23 protein-coding genes are annotated in these 21,572 nt (G+C 62.0%); 8 read left to right on the top strand and 15 right to left on the bottom strand.

Going from position 1 to position 21,572, the window contains the following annotated elements:
- A partial coding sequence (locus tag S4A8_RS18675; RefSeq protein WP_353221287.1) for an integrase core domain-containing protein occupies positions 1 to 154 on the top strand: 154 nt, incomplete at its 5' end.
- Here S4A8_RS18675 and S4A8_RS18670 read toward each other — a convergent pair.
- From S4A8_RS18670 to S4A8_RS18600, 15 genes are all read right to left on the bottom strand, one after another.
- Entirely contained in the window at positions 151 to 615 is a 465-nt protein-coding gene (locus tag S4A8_RS18670) for a PaaI family thioesterase (protein ID WP_353221285.1), read from the bottom strand. The two genes, S4A8_RS18675 and S4A8_RS18670, sit on opposite strands and share 4 nt — an antisense overlap.
- 2 nt (positions 616 to 617) lie before the next feature.
- A complete protein-coding gene (locus S4A8_RS18665) occupies positions 618 to 1,418 on the bottom strand; it encodes an IclR family transcriptional regulator (RefSeq protein WP_353221284.1) in 801 nt (266 codons plus the stop codon).
- 402 nt (positions 1,419 to 1,820) lie between these two features.
- Positions 1,821 to 3,266, bottom strand: a complete 1,446-nt coding sequence (locus tag S4A8_RS18660) for a DHA2 family efflux MFS transporter permease subunit (RefSeq protein ID WP_353221283.1) — start codon at positions 3,264 to 3,266, stop codon at positions 1,821 to 1,823.
- A gap of 9 nt (positions 3,267 to 3,275) precedes the next feature.
- The gene (gene curA, locus S4A8_RS18655) at positions 3,276 to 4,307 is read right to left on the bottom strand and encodes an NADPH-dependent curcumin/dihydrocurcumin reductase (protein WP_353221282.1); all 1,032 of its coding nucleotides are present in this window, start codon (positions 4,305 to 4,307) and stop codon (positions 3,276 to 3,278) included.
- A gap of 122 nt (positions 4,308 to 4,429) precedes the next feature.
- A complete protein-coding gene (locus S4A8_RS18650; RefSeq protein WP_353221281.1) occupies positions 4,430 to 5,599 on the bottom strand; it encodes an ABC transporter substrate-binding protein in 1,170 nt (389 codons plus the stop codon).
- 69 nt (positions 5,600 to 5,668) lie between these two features.
- Positions 5,669 to 6,376: an ABC transporter ATP-binding protein gene (locus S4A8_RS18645; protein ID WP_353221280.1), complete on the bottom strand. Its 708-nt coding sequence runs from the start codon at positions 6,374 to 6,376 to the stop codon at positions 5,669 to 5,671.
- Positions 6,363 to 7,127: an ABC transporter ATP-binding protein gene (locus S4A8_RS18640; protein WP_353179597.1), complete on the bottom strand. Its 765-nt coding sequence runs from the start codon at positions 7,125 to 7,127 to the stop codon at positions 6,363 to 6,365. The genes S4A8_RS18645 and S4A8_RS18640 overlap by 14 nt, the downstream gene beginning before the upstream one ends.
- The gene (locus S4A8_RS18635; RefSeq protein ID WP_353221279.1) at positions 7,120 to 8,163 is read right to left on the bottom strand and encodes a branched-chain amino acid ABC transporter permease; all 1,044 of its coding nucleotides are present in this window, start codon (positions 8,161 to 8,163) and stop codon (positions 7,120 to 7,122) included. Before S4A8_RS18635 ends, S4A8_RS18640 begins: the two co-directional genes overlap by 8 nt.
- Positions 8,163 to 9,026, bottom strand: coding sequence for a branched-chain amino acid ABC transporter permease (locus tag S4A8_RS18630; RefSeq protein WP_353179594.1), 864 nt, complete (start codon positions 9,024 to 9,026; stop codon positions 8,163 to 8,165). The genes S4A8_RS18635 and S4A8_RS18630 overlap by 1 nt, the downstream gene beginning before the upstream one ends.
- A 13-nt stretch (positions 9,027 to 9,039) precedes the next feature.
- Positions 9,040 to 9,267 carry a hypothetical protein gene (locus S4A8_RS18625; protein ID WP_353221278.1) on the bottom strand — a complete coding sequence of 76 codons (228 nt, stop codon included), beginning with the start codon at positions 9,265 to 9,267 and terminating at the stop codon, positions 9,040 to 9,042.
- A 395-nt stretch (positions 9,268 to 9,662) separates the two neighbouring features.
- Positions 9,663 to 10,358 (bottom strand): ABC transporter ATP-binding protein, encoded by a 696-nt coding sequence (locus S4A8_RS18620; RefSeq protein WP_353179742.1) that lies wholly within the window; start codon positions 10,356 to 10,358, stop codon positions 9,663 to 9,665.
- Positions 10,359 to 10,369: 11 nt separating this feature from the next.
- Positions 10,370 to 11,116 carry an ABC transporter ATP-binding protein gene (locus S4A8_RS18615; RefSeq protein WP_353179590.1) on the bottom strand — a complete coding sequence of 249 codons (747 nt, stop codon included), beginning with the start codon at positions 11,114 to 11,116 and terminating at the stop codon, positions 10,370 to 10,372.
- Complete coding sequence (locus S4A8_RS18610) at positions 11,113 to 12,393, bottom strand: branched-chain amino acid ABC transporter permease (RefSeq protein WP_353221277.1); 1,281 nt, start codon at positions 12,391 to 12,393, stop codon at positions 11,113 to 11,115. The genes S4A8_RS18615 and S4A8_RS18610 overlap by 4 nt, the downstream gene beginning before the upstream one ends.
- Complete coding sequence (locus S4A8_RS18605) at positions 12,390 to 13,340, bottom strand: branched-chain amino acid ABC transporter permease (protein ID WP_353221276.1); 951 nt, start codon at positions 13,338 to 13,340, stop codon at positions 12,390 to 12,392. The genes S4A8_RS18610 and S4A8_RS18605 overlap by 4 nt, the downstream gene beginning before the upstream one ends.
- A gap of 139 nt (positions 13,341 to 13,479) precedes the next feature.
- A complete protein-coding gene (locus S4A8_RS18600; protein WP_353221275.1) occupies positions 13,480 to 14,748 on the bottom strand; it encodes a branched-chain amino acid ABC transporter substrate-binding protein in 1,269 nt (422 codons plus the stop codon).
- Positions 14,749 to 15,014: 266 nt separating this feature from the next.
- Here S4A8_RS18600 and S4A8_RS18595 point away from each other — a divergent pair, with 266 nt between their 5' ends.
- The 7 genes from S4A8_RS18595 to S4A8_RS18565 all read left to right on the top strand — a co-directional run bounded on the left by S4A8_RS18595 (position 15,015) and on the right by S4A8_RS18565 (position 21,538).
- The gene (locus tag S4A8_RS18595) at positions 15,015 to 15,800 is read left to right on the top strand and encodes an SDR family NAD(P)-dependent oxidoreductase (RefSeq protein ID WP_353221274.1); all 786 of its coding nucleotides are present in this window, start codon (positions 15,015 to 15,017) and stop codon (positions 15,798 to 15,800) included.
- 199 nt (positions 15,801 to 15,999) lie between these two features.
- Complete coding sequence (locus S4A8_RS18590; protein ID WP_353221286.1) at positions 16,000 to 17,637, top strand: electron transfer flavoprotein-ubiquinone oxidoreductase; 1,638 nt, start codon at positions 16,000 to 16,002, stop codon at positions 17,635 to 17,637.
- A gap of 82 nt (positions 17,638 to 17,719) precedes the next feature.
- On the top strand, positions 17,720 to 18,466 hold the full coding sequence (locus tag S4A8_RS18585) for an electron transfer flavoprotein subunit beta/FixA family protein (RefSeq protein WP_353221273.1): 747 nt from the start codon (positions 17,720 to 17,722) through the stop codon (positions 18,464 to 18,466).
- Positions 18,463 to 19,413, top strand: coding sequence for an electron transfer flavoprotein subunit alpha/FixB family protein (locus tag S4A8_RS18580; protein WP_353221272.1), 951 nt, complete (start codon positions 18,463 to 18,465; stop codon positions 19,411 to 19,413). Before S4A8_RS18585 ends, S4A8_RS18580 begins: the two co-directional genes overlap by 4 nt.
- Positions 19,414 to 19,509: 96 nt before the next feature.
- On the top strand, positions 19,510 to 19,968 hold the full coding sequence (locus S4A8_RS18575) for a MaoC family dehydratase (RefSeq protein ID WP_353221271.1): 459 nt from the start codon (positions 19,510 to 19,512) through the stop codon (positions 19,966 to 19,968).
- A gap of 10 nt (positions 19,969 to 19,978) precedes the next feature.
- Positions 19,979 to 20,761: an enoyl-CoA hydratase-related protein gene (locus S4A8_RS18570; protein ID WP_353179576.1), complete on the top strand. Its 783-nt coding sequence runs from the start codon at positions 19,979 to 19,981 to the stop codon at positions 20,759 to 20,761.
- A gap of 177 nt (positions 20,762 to 20,938) precedes the next feature.
- Positions 20,939 to 21,538: a contractile injection system protein, VgrG/Pvc8 family gene (locus tag S4A8_RS18565; RefSeq protein WP_353221270.1), complete on the top strand. Its 600-nt coding sequence runs from the start codon at positions 20,939 to 20,941 to the stop codon at positions 21,536 to 21,538.
- Positions 21,539 to 21,572: the final 34 nt, after the last annotated feature.

Here is a 21,572-nt window from a genome sequence, read left to right as displayed (position 1 = left end):
GCGATCCTATGCGCATTCTGAGCAACGTGCGTCACACCTGCCGCACTGGCTGCATCACTATAACTGGCACCGCCCGCATGCCAGCCTCGATTACAAAACTCCCATTAGCCGACTCGGCTGGGACGTGAACAACCTGGTGGGTTTACACACTTAGGCGTTGCTGGCTACGCCGCGCGGATCTTCGCTACCCCGGCGCAGGCGGTAGGTGCCTTCGCCGATGGCCAGCAGGCGCTCGTCGGCATCGACGATATCCACGCTCGAGTTGAAAATACGTTGTCCTCCGGCACGGCGGCGACCGATTGCGCGCACCATGCCAACACTGGCCTGGCCGGTGAACGTGGTGGTCATGGACAGCGTGATCGCCTTGCGAATGCGCCCCGGATACGGGCAATAACTACCCGCGGCCGCCCCGGCGATATCCAGTAGCGTAGCGAGAATGCCACCGTGCAGAACGCCCGCGAGATTGAGATGCCAATCCTGGATGTCGAGCTGGAGTACGGCGCGATCCGGCACCCATTCGACGAACTCGAAACCCAGGTGCGCGGCAAAGCCGCGATCGTAGCGGGCATTGGCATCGGCCAGCGAGAAATGACCCGCTTCATTACGTTCGCCCATCGCTAGTCGCTACCTACGACCAGCGCTTTGACCTGTTCGACCACCTGCTTGAGCCGGGGGCCGAGATTGTCGATCATCACCTCGCGGGTCAGCCGCTGCGCCGCACCGCCGCAGTTGAACGACACCACGCGCTGACCATTCTCCAGCACCAGCGGTACGCCCACCGCGCTGATATCGCGACTCCAGGTACTGGCCGTCATGCAGAAGCCATAGCGGGCATAGTCTTCATAGGCGTACTCGAGCAACGATTCGACCTGCGGCCAGGGCATGCTGCTTTCGGCGCGAATACGCTCGTAGTACGGCTCGCGCGCCGCCGGCGTATGCGCAGCCAGAAATGCCAGCCCCATCGACGACAGCCCCATGGGCACCCGGGACCCCACCTGCAAGCGCAGAATCAGCGGTCCCTTGCCCTGACAGGCCTGGGTATAGGTCATCTGCGCACCTTCGGGTACGCCCAGTGCGACCATGCAGTCGGTCGCATCGGCCAGTTCCTGCATGAACGGACGCGCGATATTGCCCACGCCTTCGCTGGCCAGATAGCGATAGCCCAGATCGAGTACCCGCGGGCCCAGCCGGTATTTCTCCAGATGCGGCATATACAGCAGATAGCCGAGCTGGGTAAGCGTTGCGGTTAGACGCGATACGGTAGGTCGCGGAATGTCGGTGCGCTTGGCCAGTTCCGCATTACCGAGATATTCCGCTGCATCGCCAAAACAGCGCAGCAACTCCAGCCCCCGCGCGAGCGCGGTGACATAGTTGTGGCCTTTCGTATCCGCACTGTCCGACGACATCGTCTTTCGCATGATCTAGATTCCCCACCCACCAGTTTGTACCGCGGCCTGCCCAATACAAGGCCGCAATATCGGTTTTCCAATTATCACCCCGGGGCCGCCATCGTCTGGCAGCCACAACTCAAAGGCGCTTGCCCGACCGCAGGCCGTACCAGCCCTCCTGATCGATCACCCCACCACCGCGCAAGGCTACAAGATAGACATAACCGTGCGTATATGCCATACGGAAAAAGTCGCATGGCAACAGGGCTCTGTCCGTGCGCCATGTCCTCGATCTTATACACAGACGTTCAGATCCAACTACCATGGTTTTAAAACAAGGCCGCGCGCGCTGAATATTATCGCGCGGCGCCGACCGAATCGAGAAATTAATCTTTTTTGATTTTCCGGGCAATCCCCGTTGTATCAGCCGGATCAAACCGCATCCCTCGCGATTGCACGTGAAAGCCTGTGCAGCGGCCAGAAGGCAAGCACGAACAACAGCGCGAGCACCACGAACGCGTAATCGAAACCGGCTTCGAACACGCGGGTGGCGGGTTCGTCGGGGTGGCGAAAGCGATAGAAATCGCTGGCGTACTGCGCCAGAACCGCGGACAGATTCACCCCTAACGCGCCGCCGATCTGGCGGCCGAAATTGATAATACCCGAAGCGCGATCGAGCTGATCTTCGGGCAAAAGACCCAGGCTCGCGGTGGTGATCGGCGGCATCATCAAGCCCACGCCCAGGCGCCCGAACAGTGCCCACACGACCAGCCAGGCTGCCGAGGTCGGGATTTCCGCGGCCGCCAGCAACACCATGCTTGCCACGAAAAACGCCAGACCCGCGGCCACGATCCAGCGTATGGGCACACGATCGGTCAAATGACCGGCTACCGGGAACACGAACGCCATGGCCAGACCCGCTGGAACCAGCATCAGCCCGGAGGCCGACGCACTCATGCCAGCCGACTGCTGAAAATACAGCGGCGCCAGATAGGTGCTGGCGAACAGCCCTGCGCCCATGACGATCGACAACACGAAGCCGCTGGCAAAACCGGGCTGGGCGAGCACCCGCAGCTCCAGCAACGGCTCGCGCACGCGCCGCTGCCAGGCCACGAATAGCAATGCCAGAATGATACCGCCGAACAGCGCCAGGCCGACCCACGGATCAAGCAGCCCGCGCCGGTGCAAGGAGGCGATCGCCCATAACAAGGCGAGCAAGGCGGCACTGAGCAGCGCGACACCGAGCCAGTCCAGCGACGCGCGCCGGGGCCCGCGCCCGGGCAGAAAACGCCAGGCCAGCCCAGCGGCCACGGCACAGGCCGGCAGCACCACGATGAACGTCGCCCGCCAGGAGAAACTGTCGACGAGCACCCCGCCCAGTGCCGGCGCAATGGCCGGGCCGAGAATCACGCCCATGCCGTAAATACCCATCGCCTGGCCGCGCCGATGCACCGGAAAAACCTGAAAGATGGCGACCAGCGCATGCGGCTGAATCATCCCCGCGGTGAGCCCCTGACCCACGCGGGCGGCAACGAGCACGGCGAAATCGCCACTGAAACCACCGACGAGCGAGGCAAGAATAAACCCGCCCATCGCCAGGGCGAAGGCGCCGCGCGAGCCAAAGCGTGCGGCTGCCCAGGCATTCAGGAGCATGCCGACCGTCATGGCGGCCAGAAAGCCGGTCGCCAGCCAATGCACCTGATCCTGGGCGACCGCAAAACGGGTCATGATCGCGGGCACGGCCACGTTGATGATGGTCGCAGCCAGGACCACCGAGAAGGTGCCGAGCATCACCGTGGCCGACACATACCACTTGTAGCGTGCGCCAAAGCGCTCGCCGAGTGTGGCGTAGGTTCGCGCCTGTGCGTGGCCGTGCAACGCCGCGCCCTAGCCGCGGGTGGGGTCGGCCGCTACGCGTACCAGCAACTTGCCGCGGTTGCGCCCCTGCAACAATCCCTGGAAAGCATCGACCGCATTCTCCAGGCCGTCGACGATATCTTCCTGATAGCGCACATCGCCATTACGCACCCAGGCGCTCATGTCGCGCTGAAAATCACTGTAACGATGGCGATAGTCGAACTGAATGAAGCCCTGGACACGCAGACGTTTGACCAGCACCTGCCCCATGAACGCCACCAGGCGATCCGGGCCAGGCGGTGCTTCGCTGTCGTTGTAATGCGCGATCCGCCCGCATACCGGCATGCGCGCAAAGTCGTTGAGCAGGCCGCGCACGGCATCGAACACCTTGCCGCCCACGTTTTCGAAATAGACGTCGATTCCTTCGGGACACGCATCGCTCAGCTGTGCCTCGAAATCGTCGTCCTTGTAATTCACGCAGGCGTCGAAGCCGTAGTTTTCGACGACATGTCGACATTTGTCCGGCGCGCCCGCCACGCCGACCACACGGCAACCCTTGATCTTCGCAATCTGGCCGACTACCTGCCCGACCGCGCCGGCAGCCGCAGACACCACGACAGTTTCGCCCGCCTGCGGCTGACCGATTTCATCCAGGCCGACATACGCAGTAAATCCCGGCATGCCGAGCACGCCCACGGCCGTGCTGATCGGCGCCGCGGCCGGATCCAGCTTGCGTACAGCCTTGGCCGCTTGGACGGCGTATTCCTGCCAGCCGCCATGGGCAAGCACATAGTCGCCGACGGCGATGCTGTCGTCGTTGGACTCAACGACTTCGCCGACCGTCGCGCCTTCCATGACCGCACCTTCGGCCACGCTCGTCGCATAGGACTTGGCCGCGCTCATGCGGCCACGCATATACGGATCGAGAGACATATAAATGGTCTTGACGAGCACTTCGCCCGGACCGGGGCTGGGCATGTCGGTTTCCTGCATCTGCAGGTGGGTTTCATCCGGCATCCCCTGTGGACGCTGGGCGAGAATGATCTGGCGATTGAGGGTCATGACGAAAGCTCCTGTCTATACCGACGTGCCGTACAAACTACGGCAGATCGTTCGAAACACGGGACACAAAGAACACAGGGGCACCAAGTGCCCCTGTTGTGCGCGAGTGTCCCATCTAGGACTTATTCGGCGCCGATCTCGGAGACCTTGCGCAGCTCGACCTTGCCATCGACCACTTCCGCGATTTCGACATCCACGGCCAGATTGCCGCTATCGGTGATGTTCTTGACTTCGTACGGGTTGTGGTTGGTCGACACTGCGGACAGTGCCTGCGGGATCGCCGCACGGATAGCTTTCGCATCCTCGACGGTGCCAGCCTCTTCCATGGCACGGGCGACCAGGAACATGGCGAAGTAGTTATACGCGGTCTCGGAGGTCGGCACGCCGTCGTGATCCTTTTTGTAGAGCTTCACGAACTCGGCCGCACCCGGGTTATCGGAATAGACCAGCGGGGTGACACCCACGGCCCCTTCGACGACCTCCAGGCCACCCGCTACGTTGGCGACTTCATCGATCTTGGCCTGGTCCATGACCACGAAGCCACCCTTGAAGCCCAGCTCGCGTGCCTGACGCACGACCAGGCCGGTCGGCTCCGAGGCACCGCCCACGAACAGCACGTCCGGATTGGCCGACAGCACCTTGCTCACGCCGGTATAGAAATCGGCCGACTTGTTGTAGTCCATGGGGTTGCTGGCCACGACTTCGCCGCCGGCCGCCTCCCAGCCCGGCACGAAGGCCTTGGTCCAATACTTGGCATAGTCATGGGTGGCATTGGCCACGCCCAGCTTGTTGCCGAAGCGATCCATGGTGAGCTTGGTGAACGGCTTCACGTAGTCGGTGAAATTCGGCGGAATCTTGACCGTAAGCTCATTGCCCTTTTCCGTGACCGACGGAATCGAGGTATAGGACATGATCAGGAAGCCGTCGCGTTCGTTGAACGCCTGCAGCGCGAAGGTGCCGCCCGAATGCGGGGTGAACACCACCGGCGTGTTGGACTGCTGAACCAGACGCTTGCCGTTGACCGCCGCGCGGCTGGGCGAATACATGTCGTCGAGGCTGACGATATTGATTTCGTAGTTGGTGCCATCGACATCGATGCCGCCGTTGCTGTTGATCTCCTCGGCGGCCATGCGCAGGCCTTCCAGCGTGTTCTCGCCGTAGAGTGCGGCGCCGCCGGACAGCGGCCCGGTGAAGCCGATGTTGACCTTTTCCGCGGCATGAACCGCACCGACCATGCCCATGGCCAGCGCCGTGGCCACCGCCGCGCGGCGTAGCGTTTTCTTGAATGTCATTGTCTATCTCCCCTCTTTTATTCGGGTTGGTTGGCTAGCACTCGTGTGATTACGAGATTTTTCGAATGTCTAAGCGCCGATATAGGCCTTGCGTACGGCCTCGTTACCGAGCATTTCCTCACGGCTGCCCTGCATGACCAGCTTGCCGTTTTCGATCACGTAGGCGCGGCTGGCAATCTTGAGCGCGGCATAGGCGTTCTGTTCGGCCAGCAGCACGGTCGTGCCTTCGGCGTTGATCGATTGCACCGTCTCGAATACCTGCTTGACCACCAGCGGCGCCAGACCGAGCGACGGCTCATCCAGCATCAGCAACTTGGGCCGGCCCATGAGCGCACGCCCGACGGCGACCATCTGCTGCTGACCGCCGGACAGCGAGCCGGCCGGTTGATCCTTCTTTTCTTCGAGGATCGGAAACATGGCCAGAATATGCTCGAGCGTGTGGTTCATGCCGGCCCGGTCGCGCCGGTGGACATAACCGCCCAGACGCAGATTCTTGAGTACCGACATGCCGGGAAAGAGCTTGCGCCCTTCCGGACACTGCACCACGCCCGCGGCAACCAACGCCGAGGGCTTGCGCCCGGTCACATCCTTGCCATCGATACTGATACGCCCGGCGGCCGGCTTCATCAGCCCGCTGATGGTATTGAACAACGTGGTCTTGCCGGCGCCATTCGCGCCCAGCAGCACCACCAGCTCGCCGGCATCGATTTCCAGCGATACGTTGTCCAGGGCCTTGAAACTGTCGTATTTGGCGTCGACGCCCTCAAGCTTCAGCATCTTCTTTCCCCAGATACGCTTCGATGACCACCGGGTCGTTCTTGACCTGTTCCGGTGTGCCTTCGGAAATCTTCTCGCCGTGATCGAGCACGATGATCTTGTCGGCGATACGCATGATCATGTCCATCTTGTGTTCGATCAGACAGACTGTGATGCCGTGATCGACCATCTTGTGAATCAGATCGACCAGACCGTCGGTTTCTTCCGGATTCACCCCGCCGGCCGGCTCGTCGAGCAGCACCAGTTCCGGATCGGTCGCCAGCGCCAAGGCAAAGGCGATACGTTTGCGCTCTTCCTGACTGGTATCGGCGATATAGCGATGGCCGATATGCGACAGGCCCACGAACTCCAGGGTTTCGGCAGCCTTGTCGCGGCAGCGTTTCTCGTCGGCCCTGAGGCGCTTGGAATTGATGATCACATCCCACAGCCGCGATTCGGTACGCAGCCGATGACCGACAATCAGGTTGTCGAGCACCGTGGATTCCTCGAACAGCATCGTGGTCTGAAAGGTCCGTGCCACACCAAGGCGGGCGATCGAATCCGGCGACTTGCCGGCCAGATCCTGCCCCTTGTACTCGATCACGCCTTCGGTGGGCGGCATCGCCCCCGCGATGAGGTTGAAGAACGTCGTCTTGCCGGCGCCGTTGGGGCCGATGATGGCGTTGATCTGGTTGGCGCCGAATTCGACGCTCACGTTGTCGACCGCGGCCAGCCCGCCGAAGCGCTTGGTGAGATTGCGGATATTAAGCATTGTGACGCGCCTCCTTGGTATCCGCGCTGTGCTTGCTGGCATCTTCCACGCGCGATTCGCGTGCCGAACGCGGTGCCTGACGCGCCATGCGTCGGCCGCGCCAGCCCAGGAAACTGCCGACGATGCCGCGCGGGAAGAAGATCACGAGCAGCACCAGCATCGGGCCGAACACGATCATTCGATATTCTTCGAGCGACTGCACCGCCTGGGTCAGCCAGGTCACCAGCAGCGTGCCCAGCAACGGACCCATGAGCGTGCCGATACCGCCGACCAGCAGGTAGGCGATCATGTCGAAGGTATGGATGAAGTTGGCTTCTTCCGGGCCGATGAAGCGCACCACGCCGGCATACAGCCCGCCCGCGGCCGCCGCATAGACCGTGGAAATCACGAACGCCAGAACCTTGTTGCGCATCAGATTGATACCCAGCGACTGGGCCAGATCGTCACTGATACGAATGGCGCGAAAGGTGCGCCCGAGCAGGGATTCGGAAATCCGGCGCGTCAGCCAGATCGCCAGTGCCAGAAACGCCAGCACCAGATAATAAAAGGGAATGGTCTGGGTGAAGTCCACAAGCCCGAAGCCTTCCGGCGGCGCGATATTGATAATGCCCAGCGAGCCGTGGGTCAGCGCCTCCCATTTATCGATCATCAGATAGATGATGTAGCCGACACACAGGGTGAAGATGGCGAAGTAGTGCTCCTTGAGCCGTAGCGAGACGATGCCCACCACAAAGCCGAACACCGCACCGAACAGGCCGGCCGCCGCAAACGCCGGCCAGAAGGGCCAGCCGTGATCGACGGTGAGAATGGCCACCACGTAGGCACCGATGGCAAAGAAGCCGCCATGGGCCAGATTGAGCTGGCCGCAATAGCCGGTGATGATGTTCATGCCATAGACGGCGATCGCCCAGATGAAGGCCAGCGCCATGACATAGATGTGGTACTCGTTATCGGTGACCAGCGGAAAGATCACCGCCAGGGCCAGCAGCAGCCAGCGCATGGTCGAGCCGAGCATGAAATCGATTGCACGGTTCATTAGCGCACCCCCTTGGTGAACAGACCGGTCGGCTTGATCGACAGGATCACCACCAGAAGTACGAACGCGATCACGTCCTTGTAGGTGCTCGACAGATAGAAGCCGCCGAGTGCTTCGGAAAAGCCGATGATCAGCCCGCCGATGATCGCCCCCGGAATGCTGCCCATGCCGCCGAGGATGATGATTACGAAGGCCTTGAGCAGCACCAGATGGCCCATGGCCGGATAGACCAGATTGATCGGTGCGAACAGCCCGGCCGCGACCGCGGCCAGCGCGCCGGCGATGGCGAAGGTCATCATTGCCACGCGGTTGGCATCGATACCCACCAGAAACGCGCCCTCGCGGTTCTGGGCCATGGCCACGATGGTCGCGCCGGTCATCGTCTTTTTCAGATACAGATGCAGGGCACCCATCAACGAAAACGCGCCGACGATGATCAGCAGCCGCTGTGCCGGCAGGGTCAGCCCGCCCAGCTGCAGAATCTGGTCATAAGGCGTGGGGATACGACGAAAATCCGCGCCCCAGTACATCTGTACCACCGCTTCGAGAAACAGCAGGATGCCGATCGCCGCGATCTTGTCGTGAATGGGCGGAGCATGGCGCAGCGGATGAAACACCAGCCGCTCGCAGATGACCGACATCGCGGCCACCACAACGGCCGCGGCCGCGATCGCCACCCAGTAGTTCAGCCCCAGATCCGCCATGGTGAAATAGCAGACATAGGCGCCGACCATGTAGAGCGCGCCATGGGCGAAGTTGGGCACATGCAGAATGCCGTAAACCAGCGTCAGCCCCAGGGCAACGAGCCCGTAGATGCTGCCGAGCGTCAGGCCGTTGAGAACCTGCTGAAGGAACAAATCCAAGACGTCTCTCCCCCTATTGAGCCAGCGGTGGTCGCAGACCGTGCGTCGCCCCCGCGGCGCGCACGACAGACAAAACGAAGCCCGCATCGATCACGACGGCCGAACCGACGCAACGAAACAGGCGCAAGCCATGGGGTGCCACACCGGCGCACGACGACACATCGCCGCCCGGGGTCTGGGCATGCAGGGGGTGCCGGCACACATGCGCCAGCGACCGCGTATCGACCCGATGATCGGTCATGCGGTGATCTCCTCCGATTGTATGCGCCGATGTTTACGGTGGCCTTGTTCGCGGTTGCGTCGCGGCCCCGACGGCATTTTTGTTTTCTCGCAGTCAAAGCTGCCACGGCCCAACAGCGCCGTCAACAGGATAATGAAACTACATTTCACATGTTTGATGCAGCGATCTGTCCGAGCCAAACGCCTGAAAACGACCGCAAAAACGGCAATCGCTTAAGCCACGGGGCATTCGCGATCGAACGTTCGTCCGATGACTAGACAGACAGCCGCGAATGGCTAAGACCAAAGCAGGACCACCCGCCGCCACCTGGGCGCGCCGAGCGCGGTTTCAGGGTGCCGGACGCGCCCGTAGCGCACAAGCCTGCGCACAACACGACGGCGGGCAAGCGCTGGCGATCACACCTCGAGCCATTCGCGACGCACCGCGTCATCGGCTTCCAGATCGCTCGGCGTGCCTTCGAACACGATCCGGCCGTGCCCCATCACATACACCCGATGCGATACCCGCATCGCGATACTCAGGCGCTGCTCGACGAGCAACACCGAAATCCCTTTTTCGGCGATCGCCAGCAGGAAATCGCCGACCTGCGACACGATCTGGGGCGCCAGACCTTCGGTCGGCTCGTCGATCATGACCAGCTTGGGATCGCCCATGAGCGTACGACACATGGTCAGCATCTGCTGTTCCCCGCCCGAGAGCAGATCGGCCTTCACATCGGCGCGTTCGGCCAACCGCGGAAACAGCTGGTAGGCATCGTCGAGCGTCCAGCCGGTCTTGGCACCGACCTTCTTCACACCCATGTCCAGGTTTTCCCGGGTCGTCAGCCCGGAAAAGATCAAGCGGTCCTCTGGCACATAGCCGATGCCGCGGCGTGCGACCTGATGGCTTTTCAGCCCGGCCACCGACTCGCCGTCGAAAACGATCTCGCCCCGAGGGGCAACCAGCCCCATGATCGCCTTGCAGGTGGTGGAACGCCCCACCCCGTTGCGCCCGAGCAGACTCACGATCTCGCCACGGCCGACGTTGAAATCCACGCCCTGCAATACGTGACTCTTGCCGTAATAGGCATGCAGGTCCTTTACTTCCAGCATCTTGGCTTCCACTAGTGCGCCTCGCCCAGATAGGCTTCCTGAACCGCGGCATTGGCACGAATCGCCTCGGGCGTATCGCTGGCAATGATCTGGCCATACACCAGCACGCTGATGCGATCGGCCAGTTCGAACACCACGCCCATATCGTGCTCGACCATGAGCAGCGTCTTGTCCTGGGTGACTTCGCTGATCATGGCCATCGTATGATCGCGCTCGGCCAGACCCATGCCGGCAGTCGGCTCGTCGAGCAGAATCACATCGGCGCCGCCAGCGATGGTGGTGCCGATTTCCAGCGTGCGCTGTTCGGCATAGGTCAGCAGCGATGCCAGCACGTCGCGACGTGCGGTCAGCCCCAGCCGCTCGAGCCATTGATCGGCGGCCTCGTTGAGTGCCGCCTGGCGACCGATCATATGCCAGAAGGAATACTTGTAACCCTGGGCCCACAACAGCGAACAGCGCAGATTCTCGAACACCGTCATGTTCTGGAACAGGTTGGTGATCTGAAAGCTGCGGCTGAGCCCGCGCCGGTTGATCTGATGCGGCGCCAGCCCGCTGATACGCTTGCCATGCAGGCTGATTTCGCCCTCGCTGGGCGTATAGCGCCCGCTGATCAGATTGAACAGTGTGGACTTGCCGGCGCCGTTGGGCCCGATAATGGCATGCCGCTCGCCCGGCGCGACCGTGAGATCCACACCGCGGATGATCGGCGTCTCGCCAAAGCGTTTATGCACGCCGGCAAGCTTGAGTGCATCGCTCATGTGCCTTCTCCGGTGGTGGCCATCGCGCGGTTGACGTCGGCCCAGCGTGCGCGCACCACGCGCGCGGCAGCGAGCACGCCGGCAATACCGCCAGCCAGCACGACCAGCGCGACGAGCCAAGCGACAAGACTGGTGGCATTGACCTGCATGTAGAACAGATCAATCGGCTGCGACGGATCGTAGGCCAGCGACAGCTGATAGCCCATCTCGACCACGCCCACCAGCCCGGCGATCGCCAGCAAGGCCGGCACAAGTGCCAGCGCATAGCCCGGCAGCAGCCGATGCATGAGCCCGGCACGCCAGGGCGCGAAATGCGCCGATATGACGCCGGCGATACCGCCCGGCGCATACATCACCATGAACACGAACAACAGACCGAAATAAAGTATCCAGCCCTCGGAGAAGCCGCTGAGCGCGGTATGCATGTAGGTCACGAACACCGCGCCGATGATGGGGCCGAAGAACGCGCCGATACCGCCAATGAAGGTCATCAGCAACACCATGCCGGACTGCACAAGCCCCACATTGGGTGCGGCCATGATCTCGAACATGATCGCAAACAGACCGCCCGCCACACCGGCGAAAAAGCCGGACAGCGAAAACTGCATGAACCGCACGATCGTGGTGTTGTAACCCACGAACTGGGCCCGTTCGGGATTATCGCGCACCGCGTTGGAGATGCGCCCGAGCGGGGTCTTGGTCAGCAGATACATCAGCAGTGCGGCAATCACCGTCCATGCCCCGATCAGGTAATAGACCTGCACCGACGGGCCGTAGCTGAACGGCAACAACGTCACGTCCAGCACGCGGTTGCCGGAGATACCGCTTTCACCACCAAAGAAGTCGGTGAACATGTTGGCACTCGACTCGACCATCGAGCCGATGCCGAGTGTGATCATCGCGAACGTCACCCCGGCACGCCGGGTCGAAATCGAGCCGAAAATAATGCCGAAGGCCAGCCCGCCAAGGCCGCCGACCAGCGGCATCAGTTCGAGTGGAAAGCTCCAGACGCCATCGTTGACACCGCGCATCGCATGCAGCGTGAAGAAGCCGCCCAGGCCGAAATACACCGCATGCCCGAACGAGAGCATGCCCGCCTCGCCCAGCAGCATGTTGTAGGACAGCGCGAAGATGATGAACACCCCCATCTGGCTCATCATCGAAATCGAGCTGCTGGAGGTGAAGATATACGGCAGTACGGCGATCACCAGCGCGAACAGCGCCCAGATCACCACCTGCCACAAAAGCGCGCTGCGCACGGGTTGTGTGTTGCTCATGATTCGCGGGCTCCCATCAGCCCACGCGGGCGAAAGATCAGAATCAAAACCATCATCAGGTAGGGCAGCATCTGACCGATGCGCGACAGGTTGATATGCGCCAGGCCGCTACCAACGGCGTCATCGCCAATGGTCAGGCCGACGAGCGAAAGCAGGTCCGCGATCGAATAATTCAGGCTGACGGCGAACGTGGTCACCAGGCCGATGATCAACGACGCAGCCAAGGCACCGCCCAGCGATCCCAGCCCGCCGAACACGACCACCACGAAAACGATCGGCCCCATGGAGAACGCCATGCCCGGTTCGGTCACGTAATAGTTGCCGGCCATCACGCCGGCCAGGCCCGCCAGCCCGGTGCCGAAGGCGAATACCAGCGTGAAGATACGCGGTACGTCATGGCCCAGCGCGCCGACCATATCCGGATGCGACAGCGCCGCACGAATGATCATGCCCACGCGCGTGCGTACGAGCAGCAGGTAGATGGCCACGAACATGGCGATCGCCACGAACAGAATGAAGCCGCGATAGGCCGGAAAGCTGGTATCGAACAACGTGAACAGGGTGAAATCCAGCGACGGCGGGATCGTGTAGTTCACCGGCAGCTGGCCCCAGACCAGAACCACCAGCTCGTCGATCACGTAAACCAGCCCGAAGGTCAGCAACAGCTCGGCGACATGGCCGTGCTTGTGCACGTTACGCAGGCCGAAGCGCTCGGTGAGCGCGCCGAGAAAGCCCACGAACAGGGGCGCGAGAATCAGCGCCACCCAGAAATTGGTATACGAGCTGATCGTATAGGCGCAATACGCACCCAGCATATAGAAGCTGGCATGGGCGAAATTGAGCACGCCCATCATGCCGAAGATCAGCGTCAGACCGCTGGCCAGCATGAACAGCAGCATGCCGTAGAGCAGCCCGTTCAGCACGGAAAAAACAATGGATTCGAGCATCACCAAGCAACCCGCGATGGCGAAATGGGAAAGCGTCGGGCATGCCGGGCACCCAGCGCGCACGCCGGGGCCTGGCCAGCCTCATGCCGGCCGGCATGCATGGGCATGCCGGCCACCGTTCAAGCGTGATCGGTTGCGATCAGCTCGACGGACGCTTCATTTCGCAGCTGCTTTGCACCGCGGTATCCGCGGCGTCCAGCTTGGCATCCATCACCCAGCCGATGCCGGTGTCTTCGGAGTCGTACTTCTTATAATCTTCCGAGAACGTAGAGATGAACAGCGGCTGCAACAGCTGGTGATCCTGCTTGCGCATGGTCACCTCGCCGAACGGCGTTTGCATGGTCATGCCTTCCATGGCCTGGGCAACGGCGAGCGGGTCGGTGCTGCCGGCCTTTTCCATGGCCTTCTTGAGCATGTCCATTTCGGTCTTGATGCGCAGGTAGTAGAACTCGATCCCGTCATAGCGGTCTTCGAATTCCTCGAGAATTTCGCGCAGCTCCGGTGCGTCGTAATCCTCGACCAGGTTCTCCTGCCATTCGGTGACCATCTTCACGTGGCCCGCGCCGGCCTTGCCGAGCGCGGTGGGCGTGCCCAGACCGCCGGCATAGTAGGTGTACCAGTCCACGTTCAGCCCGGCCTGGGAGCCGGCCTTGACCAGCAGCGACAGGTCGTTGCCCCAGTTACCGCTGATCACGGTATCCGCGCCCGACGACTGGATCTGCGAGATGTAGGGCGAGAAGTCCTTCACCTTGCCGACCGGATGCAGCACGTCGCCGACGATTTCGATGTCCGGACGCTTCTGCTTGAGCATTTCCTTGGCGATACGCGAGATCGCCTGGCCATGCGAGTAGTCCTGATTGATCAGAAAGACTTTCTTGATGTTCTTCTGATCGGCCATGTAGTCGGTGATCGCCTGCAGCTTCATGGCGCTGTTGGCATCGAAGCGAAAGTGCCAGAACGAACATTTCTCGTCGGTCAGGGACGGGTCGACCGCGGCGTAGTTCAGATACACCATACGGTTGTCGGGATTGCGGCGATTGTGCTTCTCCACGCCGTCCACCAACGCCCCGCCCACGTGCGAGCCGTTGCCCTGGGTGACGTAGTGCACGCCTTCGTCGGCGGCCTCACGCAGAATCTGCAGCGACTCCTGGGCACTGGACTTGTTGTCGTAGCCGATGATCTCGACATCCTTGCCCAGAATGCCGCCCTCGGCATTGATGCGCTCAGCCAGATATTTGAAGTGCTTGAGTCCGGCATCGCCAACATTGGCGAACGGCCCGGACAGCGGGTCGATATAGCCGATCTTGATCGTGTCGTCGGCTGCCATGCCGACCGCGGGTACGGCCAGCGCCGCTGCAATACCCACGGCTGCCACCGCCCGCCGCACGAGCCCCTTGTAGTGCTTCATTGCGTCTCCTCCGGTTTGTTTTCGTGTGGCTTTTTGCCACTTGTTATCGATGCCTCGTGCACCGTTGGATTGAAACTAGCACCCTCTGATCGGCAACGCCAACACTGTGTGCTGCATACCGCTATCCAGCGCCCAGGCCAATGCCCGTAAACATTTGAACGATCGTTCGTAATCGGGTGAAACACAGTTTCACCGACATTGACGCCCCCCGGGCCTTGTGTAGAATTCGACGCGCGATCAAGGAGAAAAAAATGACAAACGCCGGCATGAAACGATTCGACAACCGCACGGTGATCGTCACCGGCGCCGCCAGCGGTATCGGCCGCGCCACCGCACTGCGTTTTGCCGCCGAAGGCGCGCGCGTGGTGCTCGTCGACCGCGTACAGGAGGCCCTTGAACGCGTACGAGACGAACTCAGCGGCAGCGGCCACGAAATAGCCGCGCTGGATGTGCGCGATGCGGCAGCGGTCACCGACCTGGTCGACCGGATCGCCGCCGACCACGGCGCGATTCACGTGCTGTGCAACAACGCCGGCATCGCCGGCAGCGATTACACGCCGATCACCGACAACGACCTGGATACCTGGCGCGATGTCGTGGACGTGAACCTGTTCGGCACCATGCATTTCACCCGCGCGGTGGCACGCCACATGCGCGAAGCCGGCGCGGGCGCGATCGTGAACACCGCCTCGGTGGCGGGCGTGCGCTCCGGCGCCGGCGGCAATGCCTACAGCGCATCGAAAGCGGCAGTGATCAATCTCACCCAGACCAGCGCCTGCGACCTGGGCCAGTACAATATCCGCGTGAACGCGGTCTGCCCGGGCCTGGTCAAGACCGGCATGACCAAACCGGTGTTCGACTACGCCGAGGCCAACGACAAGACCCACAAGCTCGGCACGCGCTGTGAACTGCGCCGCTATGGCCAGCCGGAAGAACTGGCCGCGGCGATCACCTTTCTGGCGAGCGACGATGCCAGCTTCATCACCGGCCAGGCACTGCCGGTCGACGGTGGCAATACCGCGTCGTTAAACATGCCGGGCATGAAGGTCTGAGCCCATGCCGGGCGTTGTCGAGTTGTTGCCGCTCCATCGTCCGGCATGGCCGGCGCAGGATGGCGGCACATGAATATCGGTGCCATCATGGCGCCCTTCGCTCGTTGTCGAGTGCCTGCAGCCGAATCCACCGACGGCTGCCCGCACGTTTGATCGATCAACGAGCCAGCCAAGAGCTAAAAACGATATGAGTGAAGAAATCGAACGCGATGTCATGGAGTACGACGTACTCATTGTCGGCGCGGGCCCGGCGGGCCTGTCGGCGGCCTGTCGGCTGAAACAGAAAAGCCCGGAGCTGGAAGTCTGTATCGTCGAAAAAGGCTCGGAAGTCGGCGCCCACCTGCTCTCCGGCGCGGTCTTCGAACCGCGTGCGCTGGATGAGCTGTTTCCCGAATGGAAAGACAACGGCGCCCCGCTGAACGTGCCGGTCACGCGTGACGAAATCTATTTCTTCACCAGCGAAAGCAAGGCCACGAAAATGCCCAATGCCTTCGTGCCCGCACCGATGCACAACGAAGGCAACTACGTCATTTCACTCGGCCAGCTCGGCCGCTGGCTGGGCGAGCAGGCCGAAGCACTGGGCGTGGAAATCTATCCCGGCTTCGCCGCGCAGACGCCGATCATCGAAGACGGCGTGGTCAAGGGCATCGTCACCGGCGAAATGGGTGTCGGCAAGAACGGCGAACCCAAGGACAGCCATGTGCCCGGCATGGAACTACGCGCCAAGTACACGTTCTTCAGCGAAGGCTGTCGTGGCCATATCGGCAAGCAGCTGATCCGCGAATTCGAGCTCGACAAGGGCGTCGACCCGCAGCACTACGGCATCGGCCTCAAGGAAATCTGGGAGATCGACCCGGAAAAACACGAGCCCGGTCTGGTGATTCACGGCGCCGGCTGGCCGATCAACGTCTCCGGTAGCGGGGGTTCGTTCCTGTACCACCTGGAAGACAACCGGGTGGCGGTCGGGCTGATCGTGGACCTGAACTACGAAAACCCCTATCTGTCGCCGTTCAAGGAATTCCAGCGCTTCAAGCACCACCCCAAGATCGCGCAGTATCTGGACGGCGGCAAGCGTGTGTCCTACGGCTCGCGCGCCATCGCCAAGGGCGGGCTGAATTCGCTACCCAAGATGACCATGCCGGGCGCGGTACTGATCGGTTGTGATGCCGGCACGCTGAACTTCGCCAAGATCAAGGGCAACCACACGGCCATGAAGTCGGGCATGCTGGCGGCCGAAGCCGCGGCCGACGCCCTGGCCAATGGCGGCGAGGGTCACGACGATCTCACTGCCTACACCGACGCGTTCAAGGCCAGCTGGGTCTACGAAGAACTCTATGCCAGCCGCAACTTCGGCGCCTCGCTGCACAAGTTCGGCACCTTCAAGGGCGGCGCGCTCAACTATATCGAGCAGAACTGGTTCAAGGGCAAGGCGCCGTGGAATTTCCACGACACCACGCCGGACTATGCGGCCACCAAGCCGGCCGATCAGTGCACGGAGATCGCGTATCCCAAGCCCGACGGCAAGCTGTCGTTCGATATTCTGTCGTCGGTGCATCTGTCGAACACCGGTCACGAGGAAGACCAGCCCTGTCACCTCAAGCTGACCGATCCGTCGATCCCGATCGAGCACAATCTGCCCAAGTACGCAGAACCCGCGCAGCGCTACTGCCCGGCGGGTGTGTACGAAGTGGTCGAGGACGACAACGGCAAGCCACGTTTTCAGATCAACTTCGCCAACTGCGTACACTGCAAGACCTGCGATATCAAGGATCCGGCCCAGAACATCACCTGGGTACCGCCGGAAGGCGGTGGCGGGCCGAAGTATTCGGCGATGTAGGCATGCCAGCGCGTCGCCACTGGCCGCAGCCGGCTCGTGGCGAACGGGTATTTTTAAGACATAGCGACAAGAGAACCGACACATGAAAGTACTGGTGAGCGTCAAGCGCGCGATCGACTACAACGTGCGCATTCAGATCAAGCCGGATGGCTCCGGCGTCGTCGAGAACGGCGTCAAGCACAGCATGAACCCCTTCGACGAAATCGCCGTCGAACAGGCCATGCGCTGGAAGGAAGCCGGCAGCGCGGATGAAGTCGTGGCCGTGACCATCGGCCCGGAAGCGGCCAAGGAACAGCTGCGCAGTGCGCTGGCCTTCGGCTGCGACCGCGCGATCCACGTCAAGACCGACGAGCCGGTACAGCCGCTCACCGCCGCGCGTGTGTTCGAAGCGCTGGCCAAGAAGGAAGAGCCCAAGGTCTTTCTCATGGGCAAGCAGGCGATCGACGACGACTCCAACCAGACCGGCCAGATGACCGCTGCCCTGCTGGAATGGCCGCAGGCGACGTTCGCCTCCGAAATCGAGCTTGACGGCGAGACCGCCAAGGTCACCCGCGAAATCGATGCCGGCCTGGAAACGCTGGATATCGACCTGCCCGGCGTGATCACCGCCGATCTGCGCCTGAACGAGCCGCGCTATCTCAAGCTGCCGGACATCATGAAGGCGAAGAAAAAACCGATCGAAGACACCAGCCTCGACGACCTCGGCGTGGAACGCGCCGCGATGCTCGAAACCGTCAAGACCACGGCCCCGCCGCAGCGTGGCGGCGGCATCAAGGTTGAATCGGTCGACGAACTGGTGAGCAAACTCAAGGAAAAGGGCCTGCTATGAGCAACAAGATTCTGATCATCGCCGACTATCTCAACGGCGAACTCATCCAGTCGACTGCCCGCGCGGTCACCTGTGCACAGCAGATGAGCCCGACCGCGATCGACGTGCTCGTACTCTGTGACGACGGCGCCAACATCGCGGCCCAGGCGGCCAAGATCGAAGGCGTGACCAAGGTGCTGCAGGCCGACAACGATGCCAACAAGCATCCGACCGCGGCTGCCCTGGCTCCGCAGATCGCGGCCGCCGCGCAAAGCGGCGAGTACAGCCACGTGCTCGGCCCCAACACCACCTTCGGCAAGGATCTGATGCCGCGCGTGGCCGCCAAGCTGGGCGTGGCCATGATCACCGACATCATGGCCGTGCATTCCGCGCACGAGTTCGATCGCCCGATCTATGCCGGCAACGCCATCCTCACAGTCAAGGCGCCGGAAGATCAGGTGCTGGTGGCCTCGGTGCGCTGTGCCTCCTACCCGGCTGCGGCCGAGGGCGGCAATGCCGAGATCGAAACCCTGAGCCTGGACGCCGAGATTCCGTCGCATACCCGCTTCGTGAACCTCGAGCAGGCCAAGAGCGATCGTCCGGACCTGCAGACCGCGCCCAAGGTCATCTCCGGCGGCCGCGGTGTCGGCAGCGAAGAGAACTTCAAGATCATCTACGACTTCGCCGACAAGATTGGCGCGGCCGTGGGTGCATCGCGTGCCGCGGTCGACGCGGGCTTCGTGCCCAACGACATGCAGGTCGGCCAGACCGGCAAGATCATCTCGCCCGAGCTGTACATGTGCTTCGGCATTTCCGGTGCCATCCAGCATCTGGCCGGCATCAAGGATGCGGGCACGATTGTGGCCATCAACAAGGATGAAGAAGCCCCGATCTTCGAAGTGGCCGATATCGGCCTCGTCGGCGATCTGTTCGAAATCATCCCGGAACTCGACAAAGCCGTCAGCTAACCCAAGCGTTGGCCATGGCCTGTCGACCGGTATCCGCGGCGCTCGTTTCGGGCGTCGTGGGTACCGGTTTTTTATTGGGCGCGAGAGGAGAATATCGTGCAGATCATTGAAAACATGGACGCACTCGAAGCGTTCGTCGGCCAGGAAATGGGCGTCAGCGACTGGCTGACGATCGATCAGGAACGGGTCAATCAGTTCGCCGATGCCACCGAAGACCACCAGTGGATTCATGTCGACGTGGAACGCGCCCAGCGCGAATCCCCCTTCGGCGGGCCCATCGCCCACGGCTTTCTGACGCTATCGCTGTTGCCCCAGCTCACCAGTCAGATCAAGCGTATCGAAGGCGTGACCACCACGGTCAACTACGGCCTCGACAAGGTCCGCTTCATCGCCCCGGTACCGGTTGGCTCGAAAGTACGTGCCCGCCAGACGCTGGAATCCATCGAGCCCCGTGGCGACAATCGCTACATGCTGCGCAATACCGTCACCATCGAAATCGAGGGCGCCGACAAGCCGGCCTGTATCGCCCAGTCGCTTTCGTTGATCGTCTTTTGAGGAAACCGTCATGACCCAGCCCGAACTCACCAGCGGCTTCATCCGCGCCGAAAACGACGACGGCGTGCTGCACGTGACCATCGATCGTGCCAGCAAGCGCAATTCGCTCACCGCGGCGATGTACGACGATCTGTCGCGCTGTGTCGCTCACGCCGAAGCCGACGACGCCGTACGCACACTGCTCATCGACAGCGAAGGCGACATGTTCTGTGCCGGCAACGATGTGGCCGAATTCGCCAATGCCTCACCGGAAACGCGCAAGGCCGGCAGCGCCGGGCCGGCGCTGAGTTTCATCAAGCAGCTGCGTGCGCTCGACAAACCCGTGGTCATCGCCGTGCAAGGCCAGGCCACCGGTATCGGCACCACCATGCTGCTGCATGCCGATTTCGTGATCGCCGACGAGCGCGCACGTTTCTATACCGCCTTCATCGATCTGGCCCTGGTGCCCGAAGCCGCCTCCAGCCTGCTCCTGCCCGGCCTGGTCGGGCGCCAGAATGCCGCCCGCCTGCTACTCGCCGGCGACACCATCGATTCCGAAGAAGCCCTACGCATGGGCCTGATCGCCTATCGTGTCGCCGACGCGGCGCTGGCGCACGAGGCCATGAAACTGGCCAAACGCCTGGCCGCCAAACCGCCGGAAGCGATGCGCCAGAGCAAGCAGCTGCTACGCCAGGGCCTGGGCAGCGACGACGTGGACGGCCAGATCGAGCGCGAGGCCGAGCGCTTCGGCGAACGGTTATTCTCCGACGAAGTTCGCGAGATCATGAACAAGTTTCTGCAACGCAAGAAATAGCGCAATCTAGCCGCCGCGCCGCACGCAAGCCGCTTCCACGCGAAGCGGCTTTTTTGTGCCGGGCGCTGCTCGGCCGGCCGGTTAAAAACCGGCGAACCCATTAGATCGCCTACAACTGGAAATTGTGCGCGAACTTCGAGAAGCTAGGCCACCCTGGCGTTTTTTAGAAAAGATCCCATGGCGCACGCAGCCCAAGACGCCCTGGCATCCGAACTCACGGCCTTATTCACCGCCGAAACCCGCCTGTATCGGCTGGCCGGTAGCGCGGGGCTATCCAGCCTCATGGTCGAGCGCTGGCAAGGCCAAGAAGCGCTGTCCTCGGTGCACCCCACCCAGATCGTGGCCCTATCCCCCGATGCCCAGCTTGCGCTGCCCGACTTCATTGGCGAACCGCTGAGCCTGATCACAACGCTCGCCGATGGCAGCGAGGTGGCACGCACCGGCCTGGTACGTGATGCCGAGCTGTTATCCGGCGACGGCGGGCTGGCCCGCTACCGGCTCACCACCGTGCCCTGGCTGTGGTATCTCACCATCGGCCGCCACAACCGCGTGTTTCAGGACAAGACCGTCATCGAGATCGTCGAACAGGTCTTTGCCGACTATGCCGCGATCGCGGCCTGGCAACTCGCCGACGAGGTCGGCGAATTTCTACACGACACGCGCCCCCGCAGCTATTGCGTACAGTATCGCGAGTCCGATTACGACTTCGTCGCCCGTTTGCTCGCCGAAGAAGGCCTGGGCTTTCATTTGGTTCATCGCGGATCAGCGGGACGGTAGGTAAAGAAGCGGCGACGCTTCGCATATAGAGTTG

Origin of the sequence: Salinisphaera sp. S4-8, assembly GCF_040361235.1 — a bacterium.
Lineage (GTDB): Bacteria > Pseudomonadota > Gammaproteobacteria > Nevskiales > Salinisphaeraceae > Salinisphaera.
Note: the sequence above shows the minus strand (reverse complement) of the source record. Positions and strands in the feature narration are given on the sequence as shown.

Excerpts from the sequence above, each read along its gene's own strand:
- S4A8_RS18670 (WP_353221285.1), bottom strand. The coding sequence starts at position 615 with ATGGGCGAACGTAATGAAGCGGGTCATTTCTCGCTGGCCGATGCCAAT.
- S4A8_RS18665 (WP_353221284.1), bottom strand. The coding sequence starts at position 1,418 with ATGCGAAAGACGATGTCGTCGGACAGTGCGGATACGAAAGGCCACAAC.
- curA (WP_353221282.1), bottom strand. The coding sequence starts at position 4,307 with ATGACCCTCAATCGCCAGATCATTCTCGCCCAGCGTCCACAGGGGATG.
- S4A8_RS18650 (WP_353221281.1), bottom strand. The coding sequence starts at position 5,599 with ATGACATTCAAGAAAACGCTACGCCGCGCGGCGGTGGCCACGGCGCTG.
- S4A8_RS18645 (WP_353221280.1), bottom strand. The coding sequence starts at position 6,376 with ATGCTGAAGCTTGAGGGCGTCGACGCCAAATACGACAGTTTCAAGGCC.
- S4A8_RS18640 (WP_353179597.1), bottom strand. The coding sequence starts at position 7,127 with ATGCTTAATATCCGCAATCTCACCAAGCGCTTCGGCGGGCTGGCCGCG.
- S4A8_RS18635 (WP_353221279.1), bottom strand. The coding sequence starts at position 8,163 with ATGAACCGTGCAATCGATTTCATGCTCGGCTCGACCATGCGCTGGCTG.
- S4A8_RS18625 (WP_353221278.1), bottom strand. The coding sequence starts at position 9,267 with ATGACCGATCATCGGGTCGATACGCGGTCGCTGGCGCATGTGTGCCGG.
- S4A8_RS18620 (WP_353179742.1), bottom strand. The coding sequence starts at position 10,358 with ATGCTGGAAGTAAAGGACCTGCATGCCTATTACGGCAAGAGTCACGTA.
- S4A8_RS18615 (WP_353179590.1), bottom strand. The coding sequence starts at position 11,116 with ATGAGCGATGCACTCAAGCTTGCCGGCGTGCATAAACGCTTTGGCGAG.
- S4A8_RS18610 (WP_353221277.1), bottom strand. The coding sequence starts at position 12,393 with ATGAGCAACACACAACCCGTGCGCAGCGCGCTTTTGTGGCAGGTGGTG.
- S4A8_RS18605 (WP_353221276.1), bottom strand. The coding sequence starts at position 13,340 with ATGCTCGAATCCATTGTTTTTTCCGTGCTGAACGGGCTGCTCTACGGC.
- S4A8_RS18600 (WP_353221275.1), bottom strand. The coding sequence starts at position 14,748 with ATGAAGCACTACAAGGGGCTCGTGCGGCGGGCGGTGGCAGCCGTGGGT.
- S4A8_RS18595 (WP_353221274.1), top strand. The coding sequence starts at position 15,015 with ATGAAACGATTCGACAACCGCACGGTGATCGTCACCGGCGCCGCCAGC.
- S4A8_RS18585 (WP_353221273.1), top strand. The coding sequence starts at position 17,720 with ATGAAAGTACTGGTGAGCGTCAAGCGCGCGATCGACTACAACGTGCGC.
- S4A8_RS18580 (WP_353221272.1), top strand. The coding sequence starts at position 18,463 with ATGAGCAACAAGATTCTGATCATCGCCGACTATCTCAACGGCGAACTC.
- S4A8_RS18570 (WP_353179576.1), top strand. The coding sequence starts at position 19,979 with ATGACCCAGCCCGAACTCACCAGCGGCTTCATCCGCGCCGAAAACGAC.
- S4A8_RS18565 (WP_353221270.1), top strand. The coding sequence starts at position 20,939 with ATGGCGCACGCAGCCCAAGACGCCCTGGCATCCGAACTCACGGCCTTA.